Below are 21,166 nucleotides of genomic sequence, written 5' to 3'. Positions count from 1 at the left end.
AGCGCAGGCTATGAGCTTCGTGACATTCATGGGGTCGCATTGGCCCACGCTCGCCCTGTCGGTCGCGGCCGCGGCTCTCAGCGCGTTCGTTTTGCTGGTCTCGGGTGCGAGCGCGGGTCTCTCCCTGCTCGTGGCGGGCGTGGTCGTGGGGGCGGGGCTTCTCTCGATCGCCATCGACTATCGTCGCAAGCGCCCGTTCTATGGGGACCTCGCCGCCTGCACCGACGACCTCGAGCATCCGCTGTGGATCTTTGAGATGGTGGACGAGCCCGACTACCCGGAGGGCAGGCTTGCCTACGAGGCCCTGAGCGCCGTGTCGAAGGCCGCCAACGACGACGTCTCGGAGTATCGCCGTCAGGCTCAGGATTATCGCGAATACGTCGAGACCTGGGTCCACGAGGCAAAGTCGCCCCTGGCCGCTGCGCACCTCATGCTCGAGAACCTCATGGAGAGTCTGCCCGCCGACGAGACGGGCGAGGTGCTGCTCGAGAAGACCGAGGCGCTCGGCGAGGAGCTCGACCGCGTCGAGGGCTTCATCGAGCAGGCGCTGTTCTTCGCTCGGTCCGAGTCGCTCGACCGCGACTACCTGATCCGCCCCTATAGCTTGCAAAAACTCGTGGGCGATGCGGTGCGCGCCAATGCGCGCGTGCTGATGGGGGCGCACGTGGCTCCGTATCGCATCGATCTGGAGCAGACGGTGTTCACGGACGAGAAATGGATGAACTTCATCTTGGGGCAGCTCATTCAGAACAGCGCGAAATACGCTGCGGGCGAGGGTGCCGAGCTGGTGTTCTCAAGTCGCCTGTGCGATGAGGGGCTGTCGAGCGAGCGCATCGAGTTGGAGGTGCGCGATAACGGCTGTGGTGTCGAGCAGGCCGATCTGGCGCGTGTGTTCGATCGCGGCTTCACCGGCGAGAACGGACGCTTGGGCAAGCGCGCCACGGGCATAGGCCTGTACCTGGTCAAGCGCCTGTGCGACAAGATGGGGCTCGCGGTGCGCGCACAATCGGCGCCGGGGGAGTACTTCGCGGTGACCATCGCGTTTCCGACGAACAAGATGCACTACTTCGAATGATTGCTTTGTGAGGGCCCAAGACGAGCCGACCGCCCGTCGTGTGTGGGGCGCCGCTCAGTGGTAAAGGCGTTGACCATCACCCGCAAAAGAGGAAAATGAACCGTTGGACGTATGGGAACGTACGTCCTTCGTTCGTTTATGGGGGTGTAGCATGGCGACAAAGGTCACGCTCAAGGAAATCGCGCAGGAGGTCGGGCTGTCGCCGTCGGCAGTGTCGCTCGTTCTCAACGACCGTCCCTGCCGCATCTCGGATGAGAATCGTCGGCGCATCAAGGAAGTCGCCGCGCGGAAGCGCTATGTGCCCAATCAGATCGCGCGCAGCCTCGTCATGCAGCAGTCGAGGACCCTCGGTCTCATCGTGCCGAACATCATGAGTCGCTTCTTCTCCTCGTTTGCCCGCAACCTCGAGGTGCGCTGCCGCGAGCGCGGATACGCCCTGTTCATCATGAACTCCGATGGCAAGACCGAGAACGACGCCGACCTGGTTCGCCTGTTGATCAACCGCGGTGTCGACGGCATCTTCCTCGTCGCCGCGGAGGAGGTCTCGCCCGATCCCCCGCTCATGGAGCAGCTCGAGGCGGGCATCGTGCCCGTGGTGATGGTCGACCGCTCGATTGAGAACGCGCCTGGCGACAAGGTTCGATTCGACAGCGAGCTCGGCGGATACCTGGCAACCAAGCACCTGCTCGACGAGGGACATCGCCGTATCGCGTGCGTGGTGAACACCGCATCGCACACCGGCCGCGATCGTCTGGCCGGCTGCCGGCGCGCGTTTGCCGAGGCCGGCGCGCCCTTTGGCGAGGACCTGGTGTTCGAGAGCGACTATTACATCGCCGACGGCTGCCGCGCCGCTGAGCGCATTGTGGCCTCCGACGCCACGGCGATTTTCGCGAGCTCCGACAACATCGCCCTCGGCGTGCTCAAGTGCCTGCACGCGCACGGCAAGCGCGTGCCGCGCGACTACTCGCTTGTAAGCTACGACAACTCCGCCGCCGATGCGCTGTTCGAGCCTGCGCTCACCGCTATCGAGCAGGACGTCGAGGAGCTGGCCGATCATGCGCTCGAGCTGTTGCTCGCCCGAGTCGAGGCCAAGGACGGCACTCCGGGCCCGTTCGAGGAGCGGGTGCTCCCGCCACGCTTGGTTCAAAACGCCAGCGTCTCCCGCCCCTAACGTCTCAATTGGGGACAGGCACAAATTGAGACTTTTCGCGGTTCTGGCAGGTTGCCGGCCGAGCCGATGACGAGAGTCTCATTTTGTGCCTGTCCCCAAGTGAGACATGAAGAAGGCCGTCCGAAAGGGGCGGCCTTCTAAGTTGGGGGTATGTGGGTGCGCGGCGTGTTCCGCTTGGCGCTACTTGACGACCAGGATGTCGCAGTCGGTGTTGCGCAGCAGGAACGTCGAGATGGAGCCGAGCAGCGCGTACTTGATGGAGGACAGGCCGCGGGCACCGCAGAGGACCAGGTCGGGCTCGATGACGTCGAGCATCTCGTCCTTCAGGGTTTCGCGGATGCGACCGGCGCGAATCACAACGTCGACGGAGGGGATGGCGGGGTTGGCCTTGGCCTGCTCGACCTGGGCGGCGATGGAATTGGTGAAGGCGTCCTGAAGCCCCTGGACCAGGTCGGCGGGGTAGGATCCGGCGGACTCAAGCGCCGTGGAGTCGATGACATGGCCGATGATGAGTGCGGCGCCGTTGTTCGCGGCGACTTTGATCGCGCGGGCGAGGACGAAGTCCTGCTGCTCGGTGCCGTCAAGGGCGACGAATACCTTGGAATAACCCTCGTGCATGGTGACCTCCTTGGTCTATGCGGGCTTTCACGCGCCCGTCTCATGGTGCTTTACCATGCCACAGTTATACCCATTCGGCTTACATTTGCGTTCGATATATCGCAAACGGCGCGCATTTTCGGTGCAGCGCATCGTGTCGGGTGATAATAGGATATCGCGCCGCAGGGCGGCGCTTTTTGTATCGACATGCTCGGCGCGCACCGTCACGCCCCTGAGGAGGACACGTGGATATTATCGAGCTGCTCAAATCCGCCTTCCTTGGCCTGGTCGAGGGCATCACGGAGTGGCTGCCCATCTCGTCGACGGGTCACATGATCTTGGTGGACGAGTTCATCAAGCTGAACGTCACCGAGGAATTCTGGAACATGTTCCTCGTCGTCATCCAGCTTGGCGCCATTCTCGCCGTATGCGTGCTGTTCATACGTGACCTGCTGCCGTTCGGCTTTGGAAAGACGCGACAGGAATGCCGTTCTACCTGGAATCTGTGGGGCAAGATCATCGTGGGCTGCCTGCCCGCGGCCATCATCGGCATCCCGCTCGACGACTTCATGGAGGAGCACCTCTACAACGCCTGGGTTGTTGCCGCCGCGCTCATCGTCTACGGCATCGCCTTCATTGTGATCGAGCGTTGGCGCGCCAATAAGCTCGCCGCGCGCGTGGCTGCCGAGGCTGTGGCGCCGGGCGGTAGGCCCATGGGCTCGCATTTCGCCGCCCCCGCCTCCGCTGTCGAGCCCACCGAGGGTGGCGACTTCGGTTCCATCACCACGCTCGACGATCTCTCTTATAAGACCGCCTTCGGCATCGGCTGCTTCCAGGTGCTCTCGCTCATTCCCGGTACCTCGCGTTCCGGATCCACCATCATCGGCGGCTTGTTGCTGGGCACCACGCGCTCTGTGGCGGCCAAGTTCACCTTCTTCCTGGCGATTCCCGTCATGTTCGGCGCGAGCTTCCTCAAGCTTGTGAAGTTCTTCCTCAAGGGCGGCGTGTTCGACCCGAGCGGCGTTGCCATCCTCGCGGTCGGTTGCGTTGTCGCGTTCATCGTCTCGCTCGTCGCGATCAAGTGGCTCATGGGCTTCGTCCGTCGCCACGACTTCACGGCGTTTGGCATCTACCGCATCGTGCTCGGCGTCGCGGTGCTGGCGTACTTCATGCTGGTGTAAGTGACTTGCTGCACGGTGCGATGCGCACCGTGCGAATCCTTTGCATGTATATGGCACGTACTCTGGCATACTGGGTGCGTGTCATTTTCTTTTGAAAGGTTTCGTATGACGAACGTGTATTTCAACCATGACGGCGGCGTTGACGACCTGGTGAGCCTGCTGCTGTTGCTGCAGATGCCCGAGGCCCGCGTGACGGGCGTCTCGGTTGTGGACGGCGATTGCCAGATCGAGGCGGCCCTCGAGGCGTCTCGCAAAATCATCGATCTCTTTGGGGGTAAGCAGGCGGCTCTCGAGGTTGCGGCGTCGGACTCTCGCCCGCATCATCAATTCCCCTCGGAGTGGAGGGGCTCCGCCTTCACCTTCGATGCGCTGCCCATGCTGAACGAGCACGGCGCGCCCCGCACGCCGATCGCCGCGCGCCCGGCCCATCTCGACCTGGTGGATAAGGTCATGGCCGAGGAGGGCAAGACGACCCTGCTGTTCACCGGCCCCCTGACCGACCTCGCCCGCGCGCTGGACGCTGAGCCCGCCATCGAGGAGAAGATCGAGACGCTCTTTTGGATGGGCGGTTCGCTTGACGGTCATGGCAACGTGGTGGACCCGTGTTTTGACGGCACCGCCGAGTGGAACGCCTTTTGGGACCCCGAGGCGGTCAAGCGCGTGTGGGACTCGTCGCTCGAGATCCACATGGTGGGTCTGGAGAGCACCGAGGAGCTGCCGCTCACGCGCGACCTCTGCCAGCACTGGGCCGAGCTGCGCCGTTACCCGGCCATCGACCTGATCGGCCAGGGATATGCGCTGGTCCTGAATGTGGCGGCGAACAACGTGTACTACCTGTGGGATGTGCTCACCACCGTCTACTGCCTGTACCCCGAGATCGCCGAGGTTGAGCGCGTCCGCTGCGATGTCCGCGTGGACGGCGCCGCGGCCGGCCGGACCTTCCGCTGCGACGAGGGTCGCGAGGTGACGCTCGTGACGCACGCCGACCCCAAGCGCTTCTACGCGCTCGTCGACGAGCTGGCGATGTCGGCCGCTCCGGCCCTGTACTGAGACCCATCGATCCTTCGACCCCACGGAGCCGATATGAACATCCAGATCTTCGGTACTAAAAAGAGCTTCGACACCAAGAAGGCCCAGCGCTATTTCAAGGAGCGTCGCATCAAGTTCCAGTTCATCGATCTCAAAGAGAAGGAGATGAGCAAGGGCGAGTTACAGAGCGTGATGCGCGCCGTGGGCGGCATCGACGCCGTGATCGACCCGGACGCGAAGGATCAGGACACCGTGGCGCTCATCACCTATCTCGCCGAGAGCCAGAAGTTCGACAAGCTGCTCGAGAACCAGCAGGTCCTGCGCGAGCCCATCGTGCGCAACGGCGCCAAGGCGACCGTGGGTTACTGCCCCGATACCTGGAAGGGCTGGGAGTAGGCCCGCTGCCGCATCTGCGCGAGAGCGATTTTGCCAAATTCAAAAGAAGTGTGACCGGCGCCCCTTGCTAGGGGCGCCTTTTTGTCGAATGGGGATGGGAAAAAGAAAAAAAGAGCGCCCGTGCGACGCATGGCCGGATGATTCGTGGTCATTTCGCGCTGAAGTCTCGCGCGGCAGCGGCCCACATGCGCTCATCGGTCACACATCTTGAGAATTTGGCAATCACAGAATCGGTCGGAGCTTTCCAGGTGCATAAAAACGCCGCCTACCGAATGGGTGGTGCATGCGGTAAGCGGCGGTGTTGATGGCGCCAGGTTGATCTGATGGTGGGTGCTTGGCGTGCTACTGGAGCTCACTGAGGAAGCTCGTACCTTCGCCGTTGCCAGGGACGCCGAAGTTCTCCAAGATTGTGGCACCGATATCCGAGGCGGTTGGGCGAAGCCCCAGGTCGACGCCGCCGTGCATGGAGGGGCTCCAGGCGAGCAGCGGTACGAGCTCGCGCGTATGGTCGGTACCGCGGTAGGTGGGGTCGTTGCCGTGGTCGGCGGTGATGATCAGCAGGTCGTCGTCGCGCATAGCGTCCATGACGCCGCCGAGGCGCCGGTCGAAGTCCTCGAGCGCCAGGCCGTCGCCGAGCGGGTCACGGCGGTGCCCGTACACGGCGTCGAAATCGACCAGGTTGGTGAAGCACAGGCCGTGCCAATCGCGCGCCATGACCTCGTCCACATGGTCCATGCCATCGGAGTTGCTCTCGTTGTGATAGCTCTCTGAAAAACCGTTGCCGCACAGCAGGTCGTAGGTCTTGCCCACGGCGATGGTGTCGAGTCCCGCGTCGCGCAGGAAGTCGACGACCGTGGGGCCGGTGGGGGTCAGGCCATAGTCGTGGCGATTGGCGGTGCGGGTGAAATCTGCGGCGCGCGTGCCCACGTACGGGCGCGCGATGACGCGACCCATGGTGATCTCGGGGCCGTTGATGAGGGTGCGCGCGTACTCGCAGATGCGGTAGAGCTCCTCGAGCGGAATCACATCCTCATGCGCGGCGATCTGCAAGACCGAGTCGCCAGAGGTGTAGACGATCAGGTCGCCCGTGGCCAGTTGGTGCTCGCCGTAGTCCTTGAGCACTTCGGTGCCGGAGTAGGGCTTGTTGCACACGATGTTGCGGCCGCTGAATGCACGGAGCTTGTCGAGCAACTCGTCGGGGAAGCCCTGCGGGAAGTAATCCACCTCAAAGCGCGTGGGCAGGCACATCATCTCCCAGTGGCCGTCGAGCGAGTCGTTGCCCAGGCTGATGATGCGCATGCGGCCAAAGCCGCCGGCGGGCCCGGTGTCTGCGCTTACGCCGGCGAACGGCTTGCCGGGGCGCACGCGGCCCAGGCCGAGACGCTCCATGTTGGGGAGCGTGAGCGGACGCCCCTGGTTGTCGACCCACCATTGGGACATATGGCCGAGGGTGTCGGCGCCGTCTGAGTTGTACTTGTCGGCGTCGGGTGCGTCGCCCACGCCGATCGAGTCGATGACGATGGTCAGGATGCGGCGATACTTCTGAGATGCCATGAAAGGTCCTTTGAGAACGATGAAAGCCCCGAGCGCGCGATTGCGGTGCTCGGGGCGACGGTGCAGGTGCGGTGCTTAGGCGTTGAGCTCGCTCAGGATGGCGATGCTCGCGGAGACGCCCAGGCGGTTAGCGCCGGCCTCGATCATGGCCTCGGCGTCGGCGAGGGTGCGAATGCCGCCCGCGGCCTTCACGCCGAAGTCGGGTCCGACGGTCTCGCGCATGAGGCGCACGTCCTCGACGGTGGCGCCGCCGGTGGAGAAGCCGGTGGAGGTCTTCACAAAGTCCGCGCCGCCCTCGACGGTGAGACGGCTCGCGCGGACCTTCTCCTCCTCGGTGAGCAGGCAGCACTCGATGATCACCTTGAGGTGGGCGCCGCCGGCGTGAGCGGCCTCGGCCACGGCTGCGATGTCGGCGCGCACCACGTCGTCGTTGCCGGCCTTGAGCTCGCCGATGTTGATGACCATGTCGACCTCGCGCGCACCGGCGGCCACCACGTCGGCGGTCTCGGCGGCCTTGGCGGTGGTGGACATGGCGCCCAGCGGGAAGCCGATGACGGCGCAGGTCATGACATCGGTGCCCTCCAGCGCGGCGGCGACGCGCGGGACCCAATAGCCGTTCACGCACACGGAGGCGGTGTTCAGCTCGCGTGCCTCGGCGGCGACGCGGTCGATTTGCTCGGCGGTGGCGTCGGCCTTGAGCAGGGTGTGGTCCATGTACTTGGCGAGTTCGGATTTGGTGAGGGACATGGTGGTTCCTTTCATTTGAAGCCCCGGGTGGGGCGGTGGTTGCAGATGCGTATGTGGGGCGTATACCCCGAGGAGTGTCCGGCTACGCGTACGCAACGCCCGCAGCCGTCACACTCGCGTAGAGCAGGGGCTCGACGGGCGGCTCTTGCGGTCCGTACGTGTAGGCGCCGGCGAGTGTGGCCAGGCCGGTTGCGAGCTTCCCCGCATCGTTGGCGTGGACGATGGCGACGGGCTCCCCGTCTTCCACGGGGTCGCCGTAGTTTTTGAGCAGCGTGATGCCGCAGCTGTGGTCGATCTCGTCGTCGAGGGTCAGGCGCCCGCCTCCGAGTTCGGCCGATGCCACGCCCACGCGCTCGGTATCGATATGCGCAACAAAGCCCGCGCGCGGTGCGCACAGCGTCTCGTGCAGGCTTGCCTGTGGGAGCAGGGAGGGGTCGTCTATAACGCGCACGTCTCCGCCCTGGGCGACGACGATCTCCTTGAGCTTGGCGAGCGCCGAGCCGTCCTCGATCACGCGACGCGCTCGTGCCTCGGCCTCGTTGTGGTCAAAGCGCCCCGTGAGCTCGAGCAGGTCGCTCGCGAGCATGATCGCCTCATGCGTGAGGTCGGCGGGTCCTTGTCCCTGCAGGGTCTCGATGACCTCTACGACCTCGAGGGCATTGCCGATGTTGCGTCCCAGCGGGCGGTCCATATTGGTGATGAGCGCCTTTACGCGGCGTCCCATGCCCTCGCCGATCTCGACCATGGCCTGCGCGAGTTCGATGGCTTCGGGCACGGTCTTCATGAATGCGCCGGAACCGACCTTGACGTCGAGCAGGATGCAGCCCGAACCCGCGGCGAGCTTCTTGCTCATGATCGAGCTGGCGATGAGCGGTATGCAGCTCACGGTCGCGGTGACGTCGCGCAGGGCATAGATGAGCTTGTCGGCCGGGACGAGGTTGCCTGTCTGGCCGATGATGGAGGCGCCGTGCTCCCGCACGCAGGAGAGGAATGCGTCATCTGTGAGGGCGGTGTCGAATCCAGGGATGCTCTCGAGCTTGTCCACGGTGCCGCCCGTGTGGCCAAGACCGCGCCCGGTCATCTTGGCAACGAATGTGTGCCCGGGGTCCATGGCCGCAAGCATGGGCACGACGGCGAGCGAGGTCTTATCCCCAACGCCTCCAGTGGAGTGCTTGTCCACGGTGGCGCCCGGGATGCTCGAGAGGTCCATGACATCGCCCGAGTTCATCATGTGCATGGTGAGCAGGCGCGTCTCCTCGGGCGTCATGCCGCGTAGGTAGATGGCCATGAGCAGGGCGCTTGCCTGATAGTCGGGGATGCGCCCGGAGGTGTAGCCATCCACAAAGAAGCCGATCTCGGCGTCGCTGAGCGCGCCGCCGTCGCGTTTCTTTTCAATGATGTCGTACATGCGCATAGGGTTGCCTCATTTCCATATGGCGGCAAAGGGGCGCCGCCGGAGCCGTTGGCGAGATGGGGTTAGCGCCCGAGGTTCTCCGGGCCAAAGCCGTAGGGGAGAAGCTCTTCGAGGGTGGCCTCGACGAATGCATCGGGGCTCGTCCCCATGAGGATGCGGAAGGTGGCCGGGTCGCAGAACTCGCGCATTACCTGCCGGCATACGCCGCATGGCGCGCACAACTCGCTGATGGGCTCACCTGCGGGGCCTCCGACCACGGCGATGGCTGTGAAGTCCCGATGCCCGTCGAAGATGGCGCGGAAAAACGCTGTGCGCTCGGCGCAATTGCCCGGCGAATAGGCCGCGTTTTCGATATTGCACCCGCCGTACACGGTCCCATCGGCGCACAGCAGCGCCGCACCGACGGCGAAGTTCGAATACGGGGAATACGAGTTTTCCCGAGCCGCGATGGCAGCTCGCACAAGTTCAAGGTCGTTCATGATGCTCCTTTCCATCCCCCAGGGGGCCGGCACGTGCCAGAGAAAAACAACTAGCTCGAGCAAGCTAAAGACAACGCAGGGAGGCCCGTCCTTTTTATCCTGAGCGAGTTCTGCACGCCAAACAGTCCAGTGGGCTGTTTGTTGAGTGCAAAACGACCGCCTGAGCGCAGGACATAAAGGACGGGCCTCCCGTTGGGACCGGATTACCCGCGCGAACCCTTCTCGTAGGGCACGCCGTCCGCCTTGGGCGCCACGGAGCGGCCCACGAACAGCACGAGCACCACGAGGGTGAGGATGTAGGGCATGATGGCGAGGATCTCGCTGGGGATCGGCACAACGCCGCCGCCCAGGATGATCACGAGGGCCTGTGCCATGCCGAACAGCAGGCACGCGCCGAACGCGCCGTGCGGGGTCCACTTGCCAAAGATCACCGCGGCCAGCGCGATGAAGCCCTGACCTGCCACGGCCGTCTGCGTGAACTGGGAGATGATCGCCAGCGTGATGGACGCGCCACCGAATCCCGCCATGACGCCGGAGAGCACAACGCAGATAAAACGCGTGCGGCTCACGTTGATGCCGAGGGTGTCGGCGGCGGCGGGGTGCTCGCCCACGGCGCGGACGCGCAGGCCCCACTTGGTCTTGTAGAGCACGAACCATACCGCGGCGGCGGCGATGATGCCGAACACGACGGTGACGTCGACGTTGAGGTTCGCCCACGGGGTGCCGGCAAAGGCGCCGCGCCCGAAGATCTTGGGCAGCGTCTCGATGGAGGGGCTTTGCGTGCCGCCATCCCACATGAGGCGGGCGAGGAAGAGCGCGAGGCCCGGTCCCAACATGTTGAGGGCGATGCCCGAGACGTTTTGGTCGGCGCGGAAGGTCACCGCGGCGACGGCGTGCAGCAGCGCGAAGACGCCGCCTGCGATGCCTGCGCACAGGAACGCGATCCAGGGGTTGCCGGTGTAGAACGAGACGGCGGCGCCGGCGAGGGCGCCGACGGTCATCATGCCCTCGATGCCGATGTTGACGACGCCAGAGCGCTCGGAGATGACGCCGCCCAGGGCGCCGAAGACGAGCGGGGTCGCATACATGAGGGTGATGCCGATGAGCAGCATGACGTTGTTAAGCATGGTTGGCCTCCTGCGCGTCGGAAGTGGCCGCTGCGATTTGGGCCCTCTCGGCAGAGCGCTTCTCAAGGCGCTCGGCGATGAGGGTGACCACGCGGGCGAGCGCGACGAAGAACACGATCGTGCCGATCATGATGTTGATGATGTCGGTGGGGGCGCCCACGGCCATCTGCACGGAGGTGCCGCCGTAGAGCAGGCCGCCGAACAGCAGGCCCGCGAAGATGCACCCGATGGGGGAGGAGCCGGCGATAAGCGCGACGGAGAAGCCGTTGAAGCCGTAGTTCTCGAACGCGGCGAGCGTCGAGATGCAGTGCGGCTGGATGCCGGTGATCATGAGGGCGCCGGCCAGGCCCGAGATGCCGCCCGCGATGACCATGGCGAGCACGGTGTTGCGCTCGACGGGCATGCCGGCGAACTCGGCGGCGTCGCGGTTGAAGCCCACGGCGCGCAGCTCAAAGCCGAGCTTGGAACGGTAGAGGACGAACCAGATCGCGATGGCGACGAGGATGGCCACGATGAAGGCGATGTTGACGTCGGCCTTGACGAGGAAGTCGTAGAGCCACGGCACGTTCCTGAGCGTCTCGAGGCCCTGGTCGGAGAGCTTCCACTCGGGCAGGATCATGGTGTAGCTGGAGGGATTCACCGGGATCGACGAGGTGGAGCTCGGGCGATGGAACATCTCGGAGTTCACGACGAAGTTGTTGAGGTAGAGCATCGTCCAGTTAAGCATGATGGCCGTGATGACCTCATGGATGCCGAAGCGCGCCTTGAGGAAGCCCGTGATGGCGCCGATGGCGGCGCCGCCGGCGATGCCGGCGAGGATCACGACGGGCACCTGCAGCACCATGGGCAGGTCGAGCGTGGAGCCCACGAGCACGGCACACACCGCGCCGGCCACGTACTGGCCCTCTGCGCCGATGTTGAACATGCCCGTCTTGAAGGCGAACGCCACCGAGATTCCGGTGAGGATGATGGGCGAGGCCTTGATGATGGTGTTGGAGATGTACTTGGGCTTGGAGAACACGCCCTCGAACAGCGCCGCGAAGGACGCGACGGGGTCGTAGCCGGCTACCGCGAGCAGGACCGCCGCCACGGCGAATCCGAGCGCGATGGCGATGAGCGTAGCGGTGATGGGACGCTTGAGGATGCGCTGGAGCAGGCTCTCCTGGGGTTTGGCGGTATGCGCCGCGCCTGCGGTTGCAGTGGATGCCATGCTATTCACCTCCTGCCATGAGCAGGCCGATCTTGTTCTCGTCGACCTCGCCCTGCTTGAATGTACCGGTGATGCGGCCGTCGTAGATGACGTCGATGGTGTCGGACACGCTCATGACCTCGTCGAGCTCGAGTGAGATGAGCAGGATGGCCGTGCCGCGGTCGCGCTCGGCGACGAGCGCTTTGTGAACATATTCGATGGCGCCCACGTCCAGGCCGCGCGTGGGCTGCACGGCGATGAGCACGTCGGGATCGTTGGAGACCTCGCGGGCGATGATGACCTTCTGCTGGTTTCCGCCGGACAGGCCGCCGGCGGTTTTGTCGGCGCAGTCGGCGGGGCGGACATCGTAGTCGGCGATGAGCTGCTCGGTGTATTCGTGCATCTTGGCGCCGTCGAGCATACCGTGCTTGCCGAACTCGGGCGTGCGGTACTTCTCGAGCACGGCGTTCTCGGCAACGGTGAAGGGCAGCACCAGGCCGCGCTTCTGGCGGTCTTCGTGGATGGTCGAGACCTTGTGGTCGATGACGTTGCGCGGCGTGGTGTTTTGGATCTCCTCGCCGTTCACGAGGATCTTTCCGGAGTTGGCCTTGGTCAGGCAGGTGATGGCCTCGACGAGCTCCTTTTGGCCGTTGCCATCGATGCCTGCGATGCCGACGATTTCGCCGGAGCGGACCGCGAGGTCGAGGCCCTTGACGGTTTCGATACCGCGCTCGTCGTTCACGTGCAGGTCGCGAATCTCGAAGACGGTCTTGCCGGGCGTGGCGGGCTGCTTCTCGACCTGGAGGTTCACGTGGTGTCCGACCATCATGTCGGCGAGGTCCTCCTCCGTGACGTCCGCGACGGTGACTTCGTCGACGTACTGGCCGCGGCGGATGATCGTGCAGGTGTTGGAGGACGCCTTGATCTCCCTGAGCTTGTGGGTGATGACGATGATGGTCTTACCCGCGCTGGTGAGGTCGTGCATGATCTGGATGAGGCGGTCGATCTCCTGGGGCGTGAGAACCGCGGTGGGCTCGTCCAGGATCAGGATGTCGGCGCCGCGGTAGAGCGCCTTCAAGATCTCGACGCGCTGCTGCATGCCGACCGAGATGTCCTCGATCTTGGCATCGGGATCGACCTCGAGGCCGTACTGCTCGATGATCTGGCAGACCTTCTCACGTGCCTTTTTCATGTCGAGGATGCCCGCTGCACCGCACACTTCGCTGCCGAGCACGATGTTTTGGGTCACGGTGAAATTGTCCACGAGCATGAAGTGCTGGTGGACCATGCCGATGCCATGGGCGATGGCGTCGTTGGGGGTGTTGATGACGACGGGCTCGCCGTTGAGGCAGATCTGGCCCTCGTCGGCTTGGTATAGACCGTAGAGCACGTTCATGAGCGTGCTCTTGCCGGCGCCGTTCTCGCCCAAGACCGCGTGGATCGTGCCCTTCTGCACGGTGAGGTCCACATGGTCGAGTGCAGTGAACGTGCCGAACGTCTTTACGATGCCGCTCATCTGCACCGCGTAGCGCGCATCTGGCTTCATAGGCCGTTCGCTCCTTCCATTTCTCCTTCGGGTTCGGGGCCCTTCGGCCCCTCTTCGTCCCGCGCCGAGGGCGTCCTTGCGGGCGCTCCCGGCGCGGGACGGCTCGTCTGCTCACACGAGCCGTGAACGACGCGGGCCGGCGATGGCGCCGCAGGGCGCATCGCCGGCCTGGCAAAACGTTAAACGTTAGAGCGAAGCGACGTAGTCGTTGAACGCTTCCTCGGTCGCGGGGGGCTCGATCTCGCCGTTCTTGATCTTGTCGAACAGCTCGACGGCGGTGTCGTACACGCCGGGCTCCATGAGGTCGTGGTGGGTGGAAACGGCCACGGCGCCGTCCTTGGCGGAGAGCTCGATGTTCTTGCCGCCGACCTTCTCACCGTTGGAAGCCATGGTGGAGACCTCGATGACGGCCTTGTCGACGTTCTTCATGACGGAGGTCAGCATGTTCTCGGGGGCGAGATCGTACTGGTCCTTGTCGACGCCGATGACCATCTTGTCGGCATCCTGGGCGGCCTCGATGACGCCGTTGCCGGCGTTGCCGGCGCAGGCGAACACGATGTCACAGCCGTCGGAGTACATCTTCTGACCAGCGGCCTTGCCCTTGGCGGCGTCGGTGAAGGTCTCGATGTACTGGGAGACGACCTCGACGTTGGTGCCCTCGGTGGCGTTGGCGTAGGCGACGCCGGCCTGGTAGCCCCAGTCGAAGGTCTCGAGGACGTCGGACTTCATGCCGCCGATGAAGCCGACCTTACCGGTCTGGGTGGTCATGGCGGCGATATAGCCGGCCACGAAGGAGGGTTCCTGCGTCTTGAAGGTCACGCCAGTGAGGTTATCGAGCAGGTCGGCCTCGGGGTAGGCGTTGTCGATGATGGCGAAGTGCACGTCAGGGTTGGTCTTGGCGGTGTTCTGGATCGCCTCGGCCATGGCGAAGCCGATGCCCCACACGGTCTGGGCGCCGTCGTCGACGGCCTTGTCCAGGTTCGTGGCGTAGTCGGACTCCTGCTTGGACTCGGTGTAGCCGACCTCGATGCCGGTGTCCTTGTTGAGCTGCTGCAGGCCCTCCCAGGCGAGCTGGTTGAAGGACTGATCGTTCACGCCACCCATATCGGTGACCATCTGGACCTTGTAGTCGGCAGAGGCGTCGGCGGGAGCGGAGCCCGCGGGCTTGGCCTCGTCGCCACCGCCGCAGCCTGCGACGGAAAGGGCGAGGACGCCGGCAAGGGCGAGACCCATGAGACGATTCTTCTTCATGTTCTTCCTTTCTTGCGTACGGTTGTCGCTTGCAAAATGGGCGCATAGCTGCGCCGTATCTTCTGCCGTGCCTGAGCAAGGGCATGGCGAAAGACCATGGGGGATGCGGGGCGACGGCGCTCGATGCGCCGCGCGCTCCGGACCGAAAGGCGTCCGCCCGGCCTTCGCGATGCGCGAGACCGGGCGGACGAGGGGATTTATGCGGGCAGGGCGAGGGAGAGGGCGATCTCCATCATCTGGGTGAAGCTCGTCTGACGCTCGCCGGCCGGGAGGGACTCTCCGGTGAGGGGCAGGTCGGAGACGGTGAGCAGGCACAGGGCCTTCTTGCCCAGGCGAGCGGCGTTCATGTAGAGCGCGGCGGCCTCCATCTCGACGGCGAGGACGCCCATTTTCTGCCAGGTGGCGGTGGAGGAGGGGTCGTCGAGGTAGAAATGGTCGGAAGACAGGATGTTGCCGACCTTGACATCGACACCCTGCGCGCGGCCCGCGGCAACGGCGCGCTCGAGCAGCTCATAGCTTGCGATGGGGGCGTAGGAGCCGGGGAGGTTGTACTGGGCGGCGTAGTTGGAGTCGGTGCAGGCGCCCATGCCGGCCACGACGTCGCGGACCTTGATGGACGGGTCGATGCCGCCGGCGGAACCCACGCGGATGATGGATTCCACGCCGTAGAACTCGTAGAGTTCGTGGGAGTAGATGCCGATCGAGGGCATTCCCATGCCACCGCCCATAACCGAGACGGGCTGGCCCTGGTACGTGCCGGTGAAGCCGAGCATGTTGCGCACCTCGTTGAAGGTGCGGACATCCTCGAGGTAATGGTCCGCGATGTATTTGGCGCGGAGCGGGTCTCCGGGCATCAGGACCGTTTTGGCGATATCGCCGTAATGAGCCCCGTTGTGGGGCGTAGGGGTGCTTTCCATAAAGGGACGAGGCCTCCTTGCGTCGTAGGTACAACAGAGTACACTTTCTCACCTACGCGTGAGGTTGGCTATCGGAATTCGGTGGGAGGATGCTGCGTTCAGCGAGCGGTTGCCCAGGTCAGATGGTCTATCCTGCTAAAGCGAATCACCAGCCGCGCCAAATCACCTCAAGGAAAAAACACTCTTGGAAGATGCGGTGAGGGTTTCGAAACGCGCCCGTCAGGTTCGTGTGAAGCGAATGTCAGGCGCCGTTTGCCGATATCGATGATTCCAGGGCGGGACGCAAGACGGCCGTCGTGCGTGGGCGGGCATTGGACCTGCGCGTTCGGAGGCGCAAAACGCGACGGTGCCCGTATAGAAATGAATGAGAAAAAGTCCCATTTGCGATACCCTTTGGGACCTGTGCATATGGTATCCTTGCAAACGTGAATAAATCTTCGGCCAACGGTCTCTTTTTTCACATGGGCGCGAGCGTTTTTTCGGCGAGTGGCACGTGCGAATGTCCGGGGATTGTTGCCGGGGATGTCAAATTTGGGGCGGGGACGCCCCGCGAGCACGACGAGGAGCGTGGTCACGCAATGCAGGAGGCATGGGAAGGCTTCGAGGGCGGCAATTGGCTCAACGAGATTGACGTCCGCGACTTCATCCAGAAGAACTACACCCCGTACGAGGGCGACGAGTCGTTCCTGGTGGGTCCCACCGAGCGTACCGTCAAGCTGTGGGATGACGTCATGTCGCTGCTTCTCAAGGAGCGCGAGCAGGGCGGCGTCCTGGACATGGACACCAAGGTCGTGACGGGCATTCTGTCCCACAAGGCCGGCTACATCGACGCCGAGCACCCTGAGCGCGAGACCATCGTCGGCCTGCAGACCGACGCCCCGCTCAAGCGCGCCCTGCACGTCAACGGCGGCATCCGCATCGCCTGCCAGGCCGCTGCCCAGCACGGCTACGAGGTCGATCCCGAGATCGTCGACTTCTACACCAACAAGCGCAAGACGCACAACGCCGGCGTGTTCGACGCCTACACCCCTGAGATGCGCGCCTGCCGCTCCGCTCACATCATCACCGGTCTGCCCGACGGCTACGGCCGCGGCCGCATCATCGGCGACTACCGCCGCGTCGCCCTCTACGGCGTCGACGCCCTGATCGCCGACAAGGAGGCCCAGAAGGCCTCCACGCCCTCCGTCATGACCGAGGAGACTATCCGCGATCGCGAGGAGCTGTCCGAGCAGATCCGCTCCCTCAAGCAGCTCGTCGAGCTCGGCAAGCTGTACGGTTTCGACATCGCCCGTCCGGCCGCCAACACCCAGGAGGCCATCCAGTGGATGTACCTCGCCTACCTGGCTTCCGTGAAGGACCAGAACGGCGCTGCCATGTCCATCGGCCGCACCTCCACCTTCATCGACATCTACGCTGAGCGCGACCTCAAGAACGGCACCTTCACCGAGGAGCAGATCCAGGAGTTCGTCGACCACTTCATCATGAAGCTGCGTATGGTCAAGTTCGCCCGTACCCCCGAGTACCAGAACCTGTTCTCCGGCGACCCGCAGTGGGTCACCGAGTCCATCGGCGGCATGGGTGTCGACGGCCGTACCCTCGTCACCAAGATGAGCTACCGCTACCTCCACACCCTGGAGAACATGGGCACCTCCCCGGAGCCGAACCTGACCGTCCTGTGGTCCACTCACCTGCCCCAGGCCTTCAAGGAGTTCTGCGCTAAGACCTCCATCGCGTCCTCTTCCATCCAGTATGAGAACGACGACGTCATGCGCGTCTACCACGGCGACGACTACGCCATCGCCTGCTGCGTGTCCTCCATGCGCATCGGCAAGGAGATGCAGTTCTTCGGCGCCCGCGCCAACCTCGCCAAGTGCCTCCTGTACGCACTCAACGGCGGTGTCGACGAGGTCTCCAAGAAGCAGGTCGGCCCGAAGTTCCGTCCGGTCGAGGGCGACACCCTTGATTTCGACGACGTCATGGCCAAGTACAACGACATGATGAAGTGGCTCGCCGGCGTGTACGTGAACACGCTGAACGTCATCCACTACATGCATGACAAGTACTGCTACGAGTCCATCCAGATGGCCCTGCACGACAAGGACGTCCACCGTTGGTTCGCCACCGGCATCGCCGGCCTGTCCGTCGTGGCCGACTCCCTGTCCGCCATCAAGTACGCCAAGGTCCACCCGGTCCGCGACGAGAATGGCGTCATCGTCGACTTCAACATCGAGGGCGACTTCCCCAAGTACGGCAACGACGACGACCGCGTTGACGTTCTCGCCCACGACATCGTGCACCAGTTCATGGAGTACATCCGCATGAACGACACGTACCGCAACTCGGTGCCCACCACTTCCGTCCTGACCATCACCTCCAACGTGGTGTACGGCCAGAAGACCGGTGCCACCCCCGACGGCCGTAAGGCCGGCGTGCCGTTCGCTCCTGGCGCCAACCCCATGCACCAGCGCGACACCCACGGTGCCATCGCCTCCCTGTCCTCCGTCTCGAAGCTTCCCTTCCGTGACGCTCAGGACGGCATCTCCAACACCTTCTCCATCATCCCGGGCGCGCTCGGCAAGGAGGACCAGGTTATGTTCGGCGATCTGGATCTCGGTGACGTCTCCTTCGAGAACCCGGTTGCCTGCTGCGACTGCACCGATTCCTCCGCTCCCGAGGGCTCCGAGGACCGCTAAGGCCATCGGACATTCGGTCCGTCTGTAATGTTTCCGCGCTGGTGGTAATTCTTATTCACCGGCGCGGTCAATGCTGATATAATTTCAGTAACAATTCCTATTTCGGCGCGAGAGGGCGTCGAAGATGAAAAGGAGTGCACCAATGAAGGTTGCTGACATCCCGCAGGCTCAGGCCGACAATCTCGTGAGCATGATCGACGCTTACGCCGAGAAGGGTGGCCACCACCTGAACGTCAACGTGTTCAACCGTGACACGCTGCTCGACGCCCAGGCTCACCCGGAGAAGTACCCCCAGCTCACCGTTCGCGTTTCCGGTTACGCTGTGAACTTCCACAACCTGACCAAGGCTCAGCAGGACGAGGTTATCTCCCGTACCTTCCACGATAGCTTCTAAGCGATCACCCACACGGGCACCGCTCAAGCGAGGGACGTCGGCATTGCCGGCGTCCCTTTTTGCATTGCTGGGCGGGTCTACAGGCTGAGAAGGGATGCGAGTCCGAGGAATAGGACAAGGAGGGCGAGGTTGATGGCGGTGAACCAGAGCAGGTAGCGCCCGGTTTGCGCGTCACGCGAACGTCCATAGACACGTAGCGTGATCAGGCTTGCGAGAGAGGCGACCGGTGTTCCCAGGCCTCCGATATTGGTGCCGACAAGCAGTCCGATGCCGTTGCTGCTAAACCCGGAGAGCATGATCGCGGCGGGGACGTTGCTTATGACCTGGCTGGCCAGTGCCGAGACGAGGATCTCACGCCCTACGACGATGGACTGCAGGGTGCTGGCGATGACTTGAACGTGCTTGATGTTTCCCACAAAGATGAAGAAGCAGGCAAAGGTGATAAGAAGGCTGTAGTCGAGGTGTTTGAGTACGCTGCGATCGAATATGAGGCAGCCAATCAGAGTGATGAGCACACAGAGCTCCCAGCTCACGACCCTTCCAACGCAGGCGAGTGCGAGGAGGAATAGGAAGCCGTAAGCGAGGGCGAGTCGTGTATCGACCTTGGAATCGGCGGCTTTGCCGAGCGTTGCCTTCGTATTGGGAATGAGCATACATGGGGTGATGGAGGCAAGGAACCCGATGATGCCATAGGGTGCGATTGCGGTGAGGAATTCGCCGAGTTCGAGCTCGAACGCGGAGTAGAGGTAGATGTTCTGCGGGTTGCCGATGGGCGTCATCATCGAGCCGAGATTTGCCGCGACGGTTTGTGCGACGAGCGTGATGATCGTCGAGCGCGGTTCGGAGCCCTGGAAGAGCAACAGGGTGAGGGGTGCGAACGAGATGAGGGCGACATCGTTCGTGACAATCATGGCGGTGAAGAAAGAGAGCGTGACGAGCAGGAGCGAGAGGCGTCACTGCGTGCCTTCGGTGCGGGTGAGAAGGGACCGCACACGTGCCAGCAGGCCGGCGCGTGTGAAGCCCGCCACGACGGTCATGAGGCAGAAGAGAAGGCCGATGGTGCGCCAATCGATTGCCTCGGCGTATGCGGACCAGTTCTGCGGCACGGGCGGGAACAGGCAAGCCGAGAGGAGCGCTGCGAGGGTGGCGACGACGAGTACGGCTTCAGCTTGGATGAAGGAGCGAATTCGATCGATGAGGGGGAGTTGCATGCTGGTCCTCAGGTTCGGGCAACAGTCGAAAATGACCGAGATGAATGCGGCCAACGGGGTATTATAACTTGCGAAATAAAGCGTCTGCAGCCGTGTCTGCAGGTAAAGGGGGAGATGCGATTATGGCACGTGTTCAGCTAGATGAGGATAGGGACGTCGAGTCCAGATATGCGCTCGGGCGCATCCACTCCATCGAGAGCATGGGCACCGTGGACGGGCCGGGTGTGCGTTTCGTGGTGTTCACCCAGGGGTGCCCCATGCGCTGCGCGTATTGCCACAACCCGGACACGTGGACCACGGGCGAGGGGGCCGGTACGTGCGTGTCGGTCGAGCGCCTGTTGGGAGAGTACGAGAGCAACAGGCCGTTTTACCGTACCGGCGGTCTGACCGTCACGGGCGGCGAGCCGTTGCTTCAGCCCGAGTTCGTGGGAGATCTGTTCGCGGCCGCCCATGCGGCGCCTGCGGGCCGTATCCACACATGCCTGGACAGCTGTGGATACGCGTATAACCCCAAGAAGCCGGAGCGTTTTGAGAAGCTTCTGAGCGAGACCGATATGGTCCTGCTCGACATCAAGCACAGCGACCCTGTGGGGCATAAGGCCCTGACCGGATGCGAGCCCGACCGCATCATCGCGTTCGGCGACGAACTCGCCAGGCGCAAGATCAAGGTCGTGATCCGCCACGTAGTGGTTCCCGGAATCACGGACACGGAAGAGGAGTGCGAGGCGCTCGGACGCCTCATCGCCCCATGGCACAACGTGGTGGGTCTCGAGATGCTGCCTTATCACACGATGGGCATCGTCAAATATGAGCAGCTTGGCTTGGAATATCCGCTCAAGGGTGTGCCCGCGATGGACAAGGGCCGCATGCCCGCCCTTCGCGAGGCGGTTATGCGCGGGTTGCGCGCAGGCCGTGCGGCGGAACACAACTGCCAGGGTTAAGCAAAAGCGGCGGGAAAGCTCTGAACTGCGCCCCGAAACTTGGACGCGATAAATCATAACCGCTAAGCGGCCCCCCGAAGGGCCTGCCCCCGGAACTCCACCGGGGTCAGGCCCTTCAGCTTGACCTGGCGCCTCACGTTGTTCCAGTGGTGGATGTAGTCCTCCAGGTCCGCCTTGAACTCCTCGAACGTGTCCCAGTCGCGCCCGCGGAGGAACTCGTCCTTCAGGTGGCCGAACATCCCCTCCGTGCATGC

General features: G+C 63.6%; 21 protein-coding genes. 8 read left to right on the top strand and 13 right to left on the bottom strand.

The features are described 5' to 3' along the window. Positions 1-10: 10 nt before the first annotated feature. Positions 11-1,075 (top strand): sensor histidine kinase, encoded by a 1,065-nt coding sequence (locus COLINT_RS07035; protein WP_006723770.1) that lies wholly within the window; start codon positions 11-13, stop codon positions 1,073-1,075. Between the two features lie 151 nt (positions 1,076-1,226). Beyond that, positions 1,227-2,246: a LacI family DNA-binding transcriptional regulator gene (locus COLINT_RS07030; protein ID WP_006723769.1), complete on the top strand. Its 1,020-nt coding sequence runs from the start codon at positions 1,227-1,229 to the stop codon at positions 2,244-2,246. Between the two features lie 180 nt (positions 2,247-2,426). Here the strand turns inward: COLINT_RS07030 and COLINT_RS07025 are convergent, their stop codons facing one another. Further along, positions 2,427-2,864 carry a universal stress protein gene (locus COLINT_RS07025; RefSeq protein WP_006723768.1) on the bottom strand — a complete coding sequence of 146 codons (438 nt, stop codon included), beginning with the start codon at positions 2,862-2,864 and terminating at the stop codon, positions 2,427-2,429. 224 nt (positions 2,865-3,088) lie between these two features. On the opposite strand from COLINT_RS07025, the gene COLINT_RS07020 reads away from it, so the two are divergent. The 3 genes from COLINT_RS07020 to COLINT_RS07010 all read left to right on the top strand — a co-directional run bounded on the left by COLINT_RS07020 (position 3,089) and on the right by COLINT_RS07010 (position 5,449). Continuing rightward, positions 3,089-4,024 carry an undecaprenyl-diphosphate phosphatase gene (locus COLINT_RS07020; RefSeq protein ID WP_006723766.1) on the top strand — a complete coding sequence of 312 codons (936 nt, stop codon included), beginning with the start codon at positions 3,089-3,091 and terminating at the stop codon, positions 4,022-4,024. A 105-nt stretch (positions 4,025-4,129) separates the two neighbouring features. After that, positions 4,130-5,074: a nucleoside hydrolase gene (locus COLINT_RS07015; RefSeq protein ID WP_006723765.1), complete on the top strand. Its 945-nt coding sequence runs from the start codon at positions 4,130-4,132 to the stop codon at positions 5,072-5,074. Between the two features lie 33 nt (positions 5,075-5,107). Continuing rightward, the gene (locus COLINT_RS07010; protein WP_006723764.1) at positions 5,108-5,449 is read left to right on the top strand and encodes an arsenate reductase family protein; all 342 of its coding nucleotides are present in this window, start codon (positions 5,108-5,110) and stop codon (positions 5,447-5,449) included. A 342-nt stretch (positions 5,450-5,791) separates the two neighbouring features. Here the strand turns inward: COLINT_RS07010 and COLINT_RS07005 are convergent, their stop codons facing one another. From COLINT_RS07005 to deoD, 9 genes are all read right to left on the bottom strand, one after another. Continuing rightward, positions 5,792-7,003: a phosphopentomutase gene (locus tag COLINT_RS07005; protein ID WP_006723762.1), complete on the bottom strand. Its 1,212-nt coding sequence runs from the start codon at positions 7,001-7,003 to the stop codon at positions 5,792-5,794. A 75-nt stretch (positions 7,004-7,078) separates the two neighbouring features. Then, on the bottom strand, positions 7,079-7,750 hold the full coding sequence (gene deoC, locus COLINT_RS07000; RefSeq protein ID WP_039910695.1) for a deoxyribose-phosphate aldolase: 672 nt from the start codon (positions 7,748-7,750) through the stop codon (positions 7,079-7,081). An 82-nt stretch (positions 7,751-7,832) separates the two neighbouring features. Then, entirely contained in the window at positions 7,833-9,164 is a 1,332-nt protein-coding gene (locus COLINT_RS06995) for a thymidine phosphorylase (RefSeq protein WP_006723760.1), read from the bottom strand. Positions 9,165-9,226: 62 nt separating this feature from the next. Further along, positions 9,227-9,643, bottom strand: a complete 417-nt coding sequence (gene cdd, locus COLINT_RS06990; RefSeq protein ID WP_039910694.1) for a cytidine deaminase — start codon at positions 9,641-9,643, stop codon at positions 9,227-9,229. Between the two features lie 203 nt (positions 9,644-9,846). After that, a complete protein-coding gene (locus COLINT_RS06985; protein ID WP_006723758.1) occupies positions 9,847-10,770 on the bottom strand; it encodes an ABC transporter permease in 924 nt (307 codons plus the stop codon). Next, positions 10,763-11,980, bottom strand: coding sequence for an ABC transporter permease (locus COLINT_RS06980; protein ID WP_006723757.1), 1,218 nt, complete (start codon positions 11,978-11,980; stop codon positions 10,763-10,765). Before COLINT_RS06980 ends, COLINT_RS06985 begins: the two co-directional genes overlap by 8 nt. A 1-nt stretch (position 11,981) precedes the next feature. Continuing rightward, the gene (locus COLINT_RS06975; protein WP_006723756.1) at positions 11,982-13,505 is read right to left on the bottom strand and encodes an ABC transporter ATP-binding protein; all 1,524 of its coding nucleotides are present in this window, start codon (positions 13,503-13,505) and stop codon (positions 11,982-11,984) included. A gap of 186 nt (positions 13,506-13,691) precedes the next feature. Further along, positions 13,692-14,756 carry a BMP family lipoprotein gene (locus tag COLINT_RS06970; RefSeq protein ID WP_006723755.1) on the bottom strand — a complete coding sequence of 355 codons (1,065 nt, stop codon included), beginning with the start codon at positions 14,754-14,756 and terminating at the stop codon, positions 13,692-13,694. A gap of 197 nt (positions 14,757-14,953) precedes the next feature. After that, positions 14,954-15,673 (bottom strand): purine-nucleoside phosphorylase, encoded by a 720-nt coding sequence (gene deoD / locus COLINT_RS06965; protein ID WP_006723754.1) that lies wholly within the window; start codon positions 15,671-15,673, stop codon positions 14,954-14,956. 578 nt (positions 15,674-16,251) lie between these two features. Here deoD and pflB point away from each other — a divergent pair. After that, positions 16,252-18,366, top strand: a complete 2,115-nt coding sequence (pflB, locus tag COLINT_RS06960) for a formate C-acetyltransferase (RefSeq protein WP_039910693.1) — start codon at positions 16,252-16,254, stop codon at positions 18,364-18,366. Positions 18,367-18,508: 142 nt separating this feature from the next. Next, on the top strand, positions 18,509-18,760 hold the full coding sequence (grcA3, locus tag COLINT_RS06955) for an autonomous glycyl radical cofactor GrcA3 (RefSeq protein WP_006723751.1): 252 nt from the start codon (positions 18,509-18,511) through the stop codon (positions 18,758-18,760). Between the two features lie 77 nt (positions 18,761-18,837). On the opposite strand, the gene COLINT_RS06950 is transcribed toward grcA3, so the two are convergent. Further along, complete coding sequence (locus COLINT_RS06950) at positions 18,838-19,701, bottom strand: SLC13 family permease (RefSeq protein ID WP_267878535.1); 864 nt, start codon at positions 19,699-19,701, stop codon at positions 18,838-18,840. A 12-nt stretch (positions 19,702-19,713) separates the two neighbouring features. After that, positions 19,714-19,971 (bottom strand): hypothetical protein, encoded by a 258-nt coding sequence (locus COLINT_RS08795; RefSeq protein WP_006723749.1) that lies wholly within the window; start codon positions 19,969-19,971, stop codon positions 19,714-19,716. 122 nt (positions 19,972-20,093) lie between these two features. Between COLINT_RS08795 and pflA the strand changes: the two genes are divergently transcribed. Then, positions 20,094-20,912 carry a pyruvate formate-lyase-activating protein gene (pflA, locus tag COLINT_RS06945; RefSeq protein WP_006723748.1) on the top strand — a complete coding sequence of 273 codons (819 nt, stop codon included), beginning with the start codon at positions 20,094-20,096 and terminating at the stop codon, positions 20,910-20,912. Positions 20,913-20,974: 62 nt separating this feature from the next. Here pflA and COLINT_RS06940 read toward each other — a convergent pair. Further along, positions 20,975-21,166: IS3 family transposase (locus COLINT_RS06940; RefSeq protein WP_006723747.1), on the bottom strand; the 192-nt coding region annotated here is incomplete at its 5' end.

Source organism: Collinsella intestinalis DSM 13280 (assembly GCF_000156175.1).
Lineage (GTDB): Bacteria > Actinomycetota > Coriobacteriia > Coriobacteriales > Coriobacteriaceae > Collinsella > Collinsella intestinalis.
Note: the sequence above shows the minus strand (reverse complement) of the source record. Positions and strands in the feature narration are given on the sequence as shown.

Excerpts from the sequence above, each read along its gene's own strand:
- COLINT_RS07035 (WP_006723770.1), top strand. The coding sequence starts at position 11 with ATGAGCTTCGTGACATTCATGGGGTCGCATTGGCCCACGCTCGCCCTG.
- COLINT_RS07030 (WP_006723769.1), top strand. The coding sequence starts at position 1,227 with ATGGCGACAAAGGTCACGCTCAAGGAAATCGCGCAGGAGGTCGGGCTG.
- COLINT_RS07025 (WP_006723768.1), bottom strand. The coding sequence starts at position 2,864 with ATGCACGAGGGTTATTCCAAGGTATTCGTCGCCCTTGACGGCACCGAG.
- COLINT_RS07015 (WP_006723765.1), top strand. The coding sequence starts at position 4,130 with ATGACGAACGTGTATTTCAACCATGACGGCGGCGTTGACGACCTGGTG.
- COLINT_RS07010 (WP_006723764.1), top strand. The coding sequence starts at position 5,108 with ATGAACATCCAGATCTTCGGTACTAAAAAGAGCTTCGACACCAAGAAG.
- COLINT_RS07005 (WP_006723762.1), bottom strand. The coding sequence starts at position 7,003 with ATGGCATCTCAGAAGTATCGCCGCATCCTGACCATCGTCATCGACTCG.
- deoC (WP_039910695.1), bottom strand. The coding sequence starts at position 7,750 with ATGTCCCTCACCAAATCCGAACTCGCCAAGTACATGGACCACACCCTG.
- COLINT_RS06995 (WP_006723760.1), bottom strand. The coding sequence starts at position 9,164 with ATGCGCATGTACGACATCATTGAAAAGAAACGCGACGGCGGCGCGCTC.
- cdd (WP_039910694.1), bottom strand. The coding sequence starts at position 9,643 with ATGAACGACCTTGAACTTGTGCGAGCTGCCATCGCGGCTCGGGAAAAC.
- COLINT_RS06985 (WP_006723758.1), bottom strand. The coding sequence starts at position 10,770 with ATGCTTAACAACGTCATGCTGCTCATCGGCATCACCCTCATGTATGCG.
- COLINT_RS06980 (WP_006723757.1), bottom strand. The coding sequence starts at position 11,980 with ATGGCATCCACTGCAACCGCAGGCGCGGCGCATACCGCCAAACCCCAG.
- COLINT_RS06975 (WP_006723756.1), bottom strand. The coding sequence starts at position 13,505 with ATGAAGCCAGATGCGCGCTACGCGGTGCAGATGAGCGGCATCGTAAAG.
- COLINT_RS06970 (WP_006723755.1), bottom strand. The coding sequence starts at position 14,756 with ATGAAGAAGAATCGTCTCATGGGTCTCGCCCTTGCCGGCGTCCTCGCC.
- deoD (WP_006723754.1), bottom strand. The coding sequence starts at position 15,673 with ATGGAAAGCACCCCTACGCCCCACAACGGGGCTCATTACGGCGATATC.
- pflB (WP_039910693.1), top strand. The coding sequence starts at position 16,252 with ATGCAGGAGGCATGGGAAGGCTTCGAGGGCGGCAATTGGCTCAACGAG.
- grcA3 (WP_006723751.1), top strand. The coding sequence starts at position 18,509 with ATGAAGGTTGCTGACATCCCGCAGGCTCAGGCCGACAATCTCGTGAGC.
- COLINT_RS08795 (WP_006723749.1), bottom strand. The coding sequence starts at position 19,971 with ATGCAACTCCCCCTCATCGATCGAATTCGCTCCTTCATCCAAGCTGAA.
- pflA (WP_006723748.1), top strand. The coding sequence starts at position 20,094 with ATGGCACGTGTTCAGCTAGATGAGGATAGGGACGTCGAGTCCAGATAT.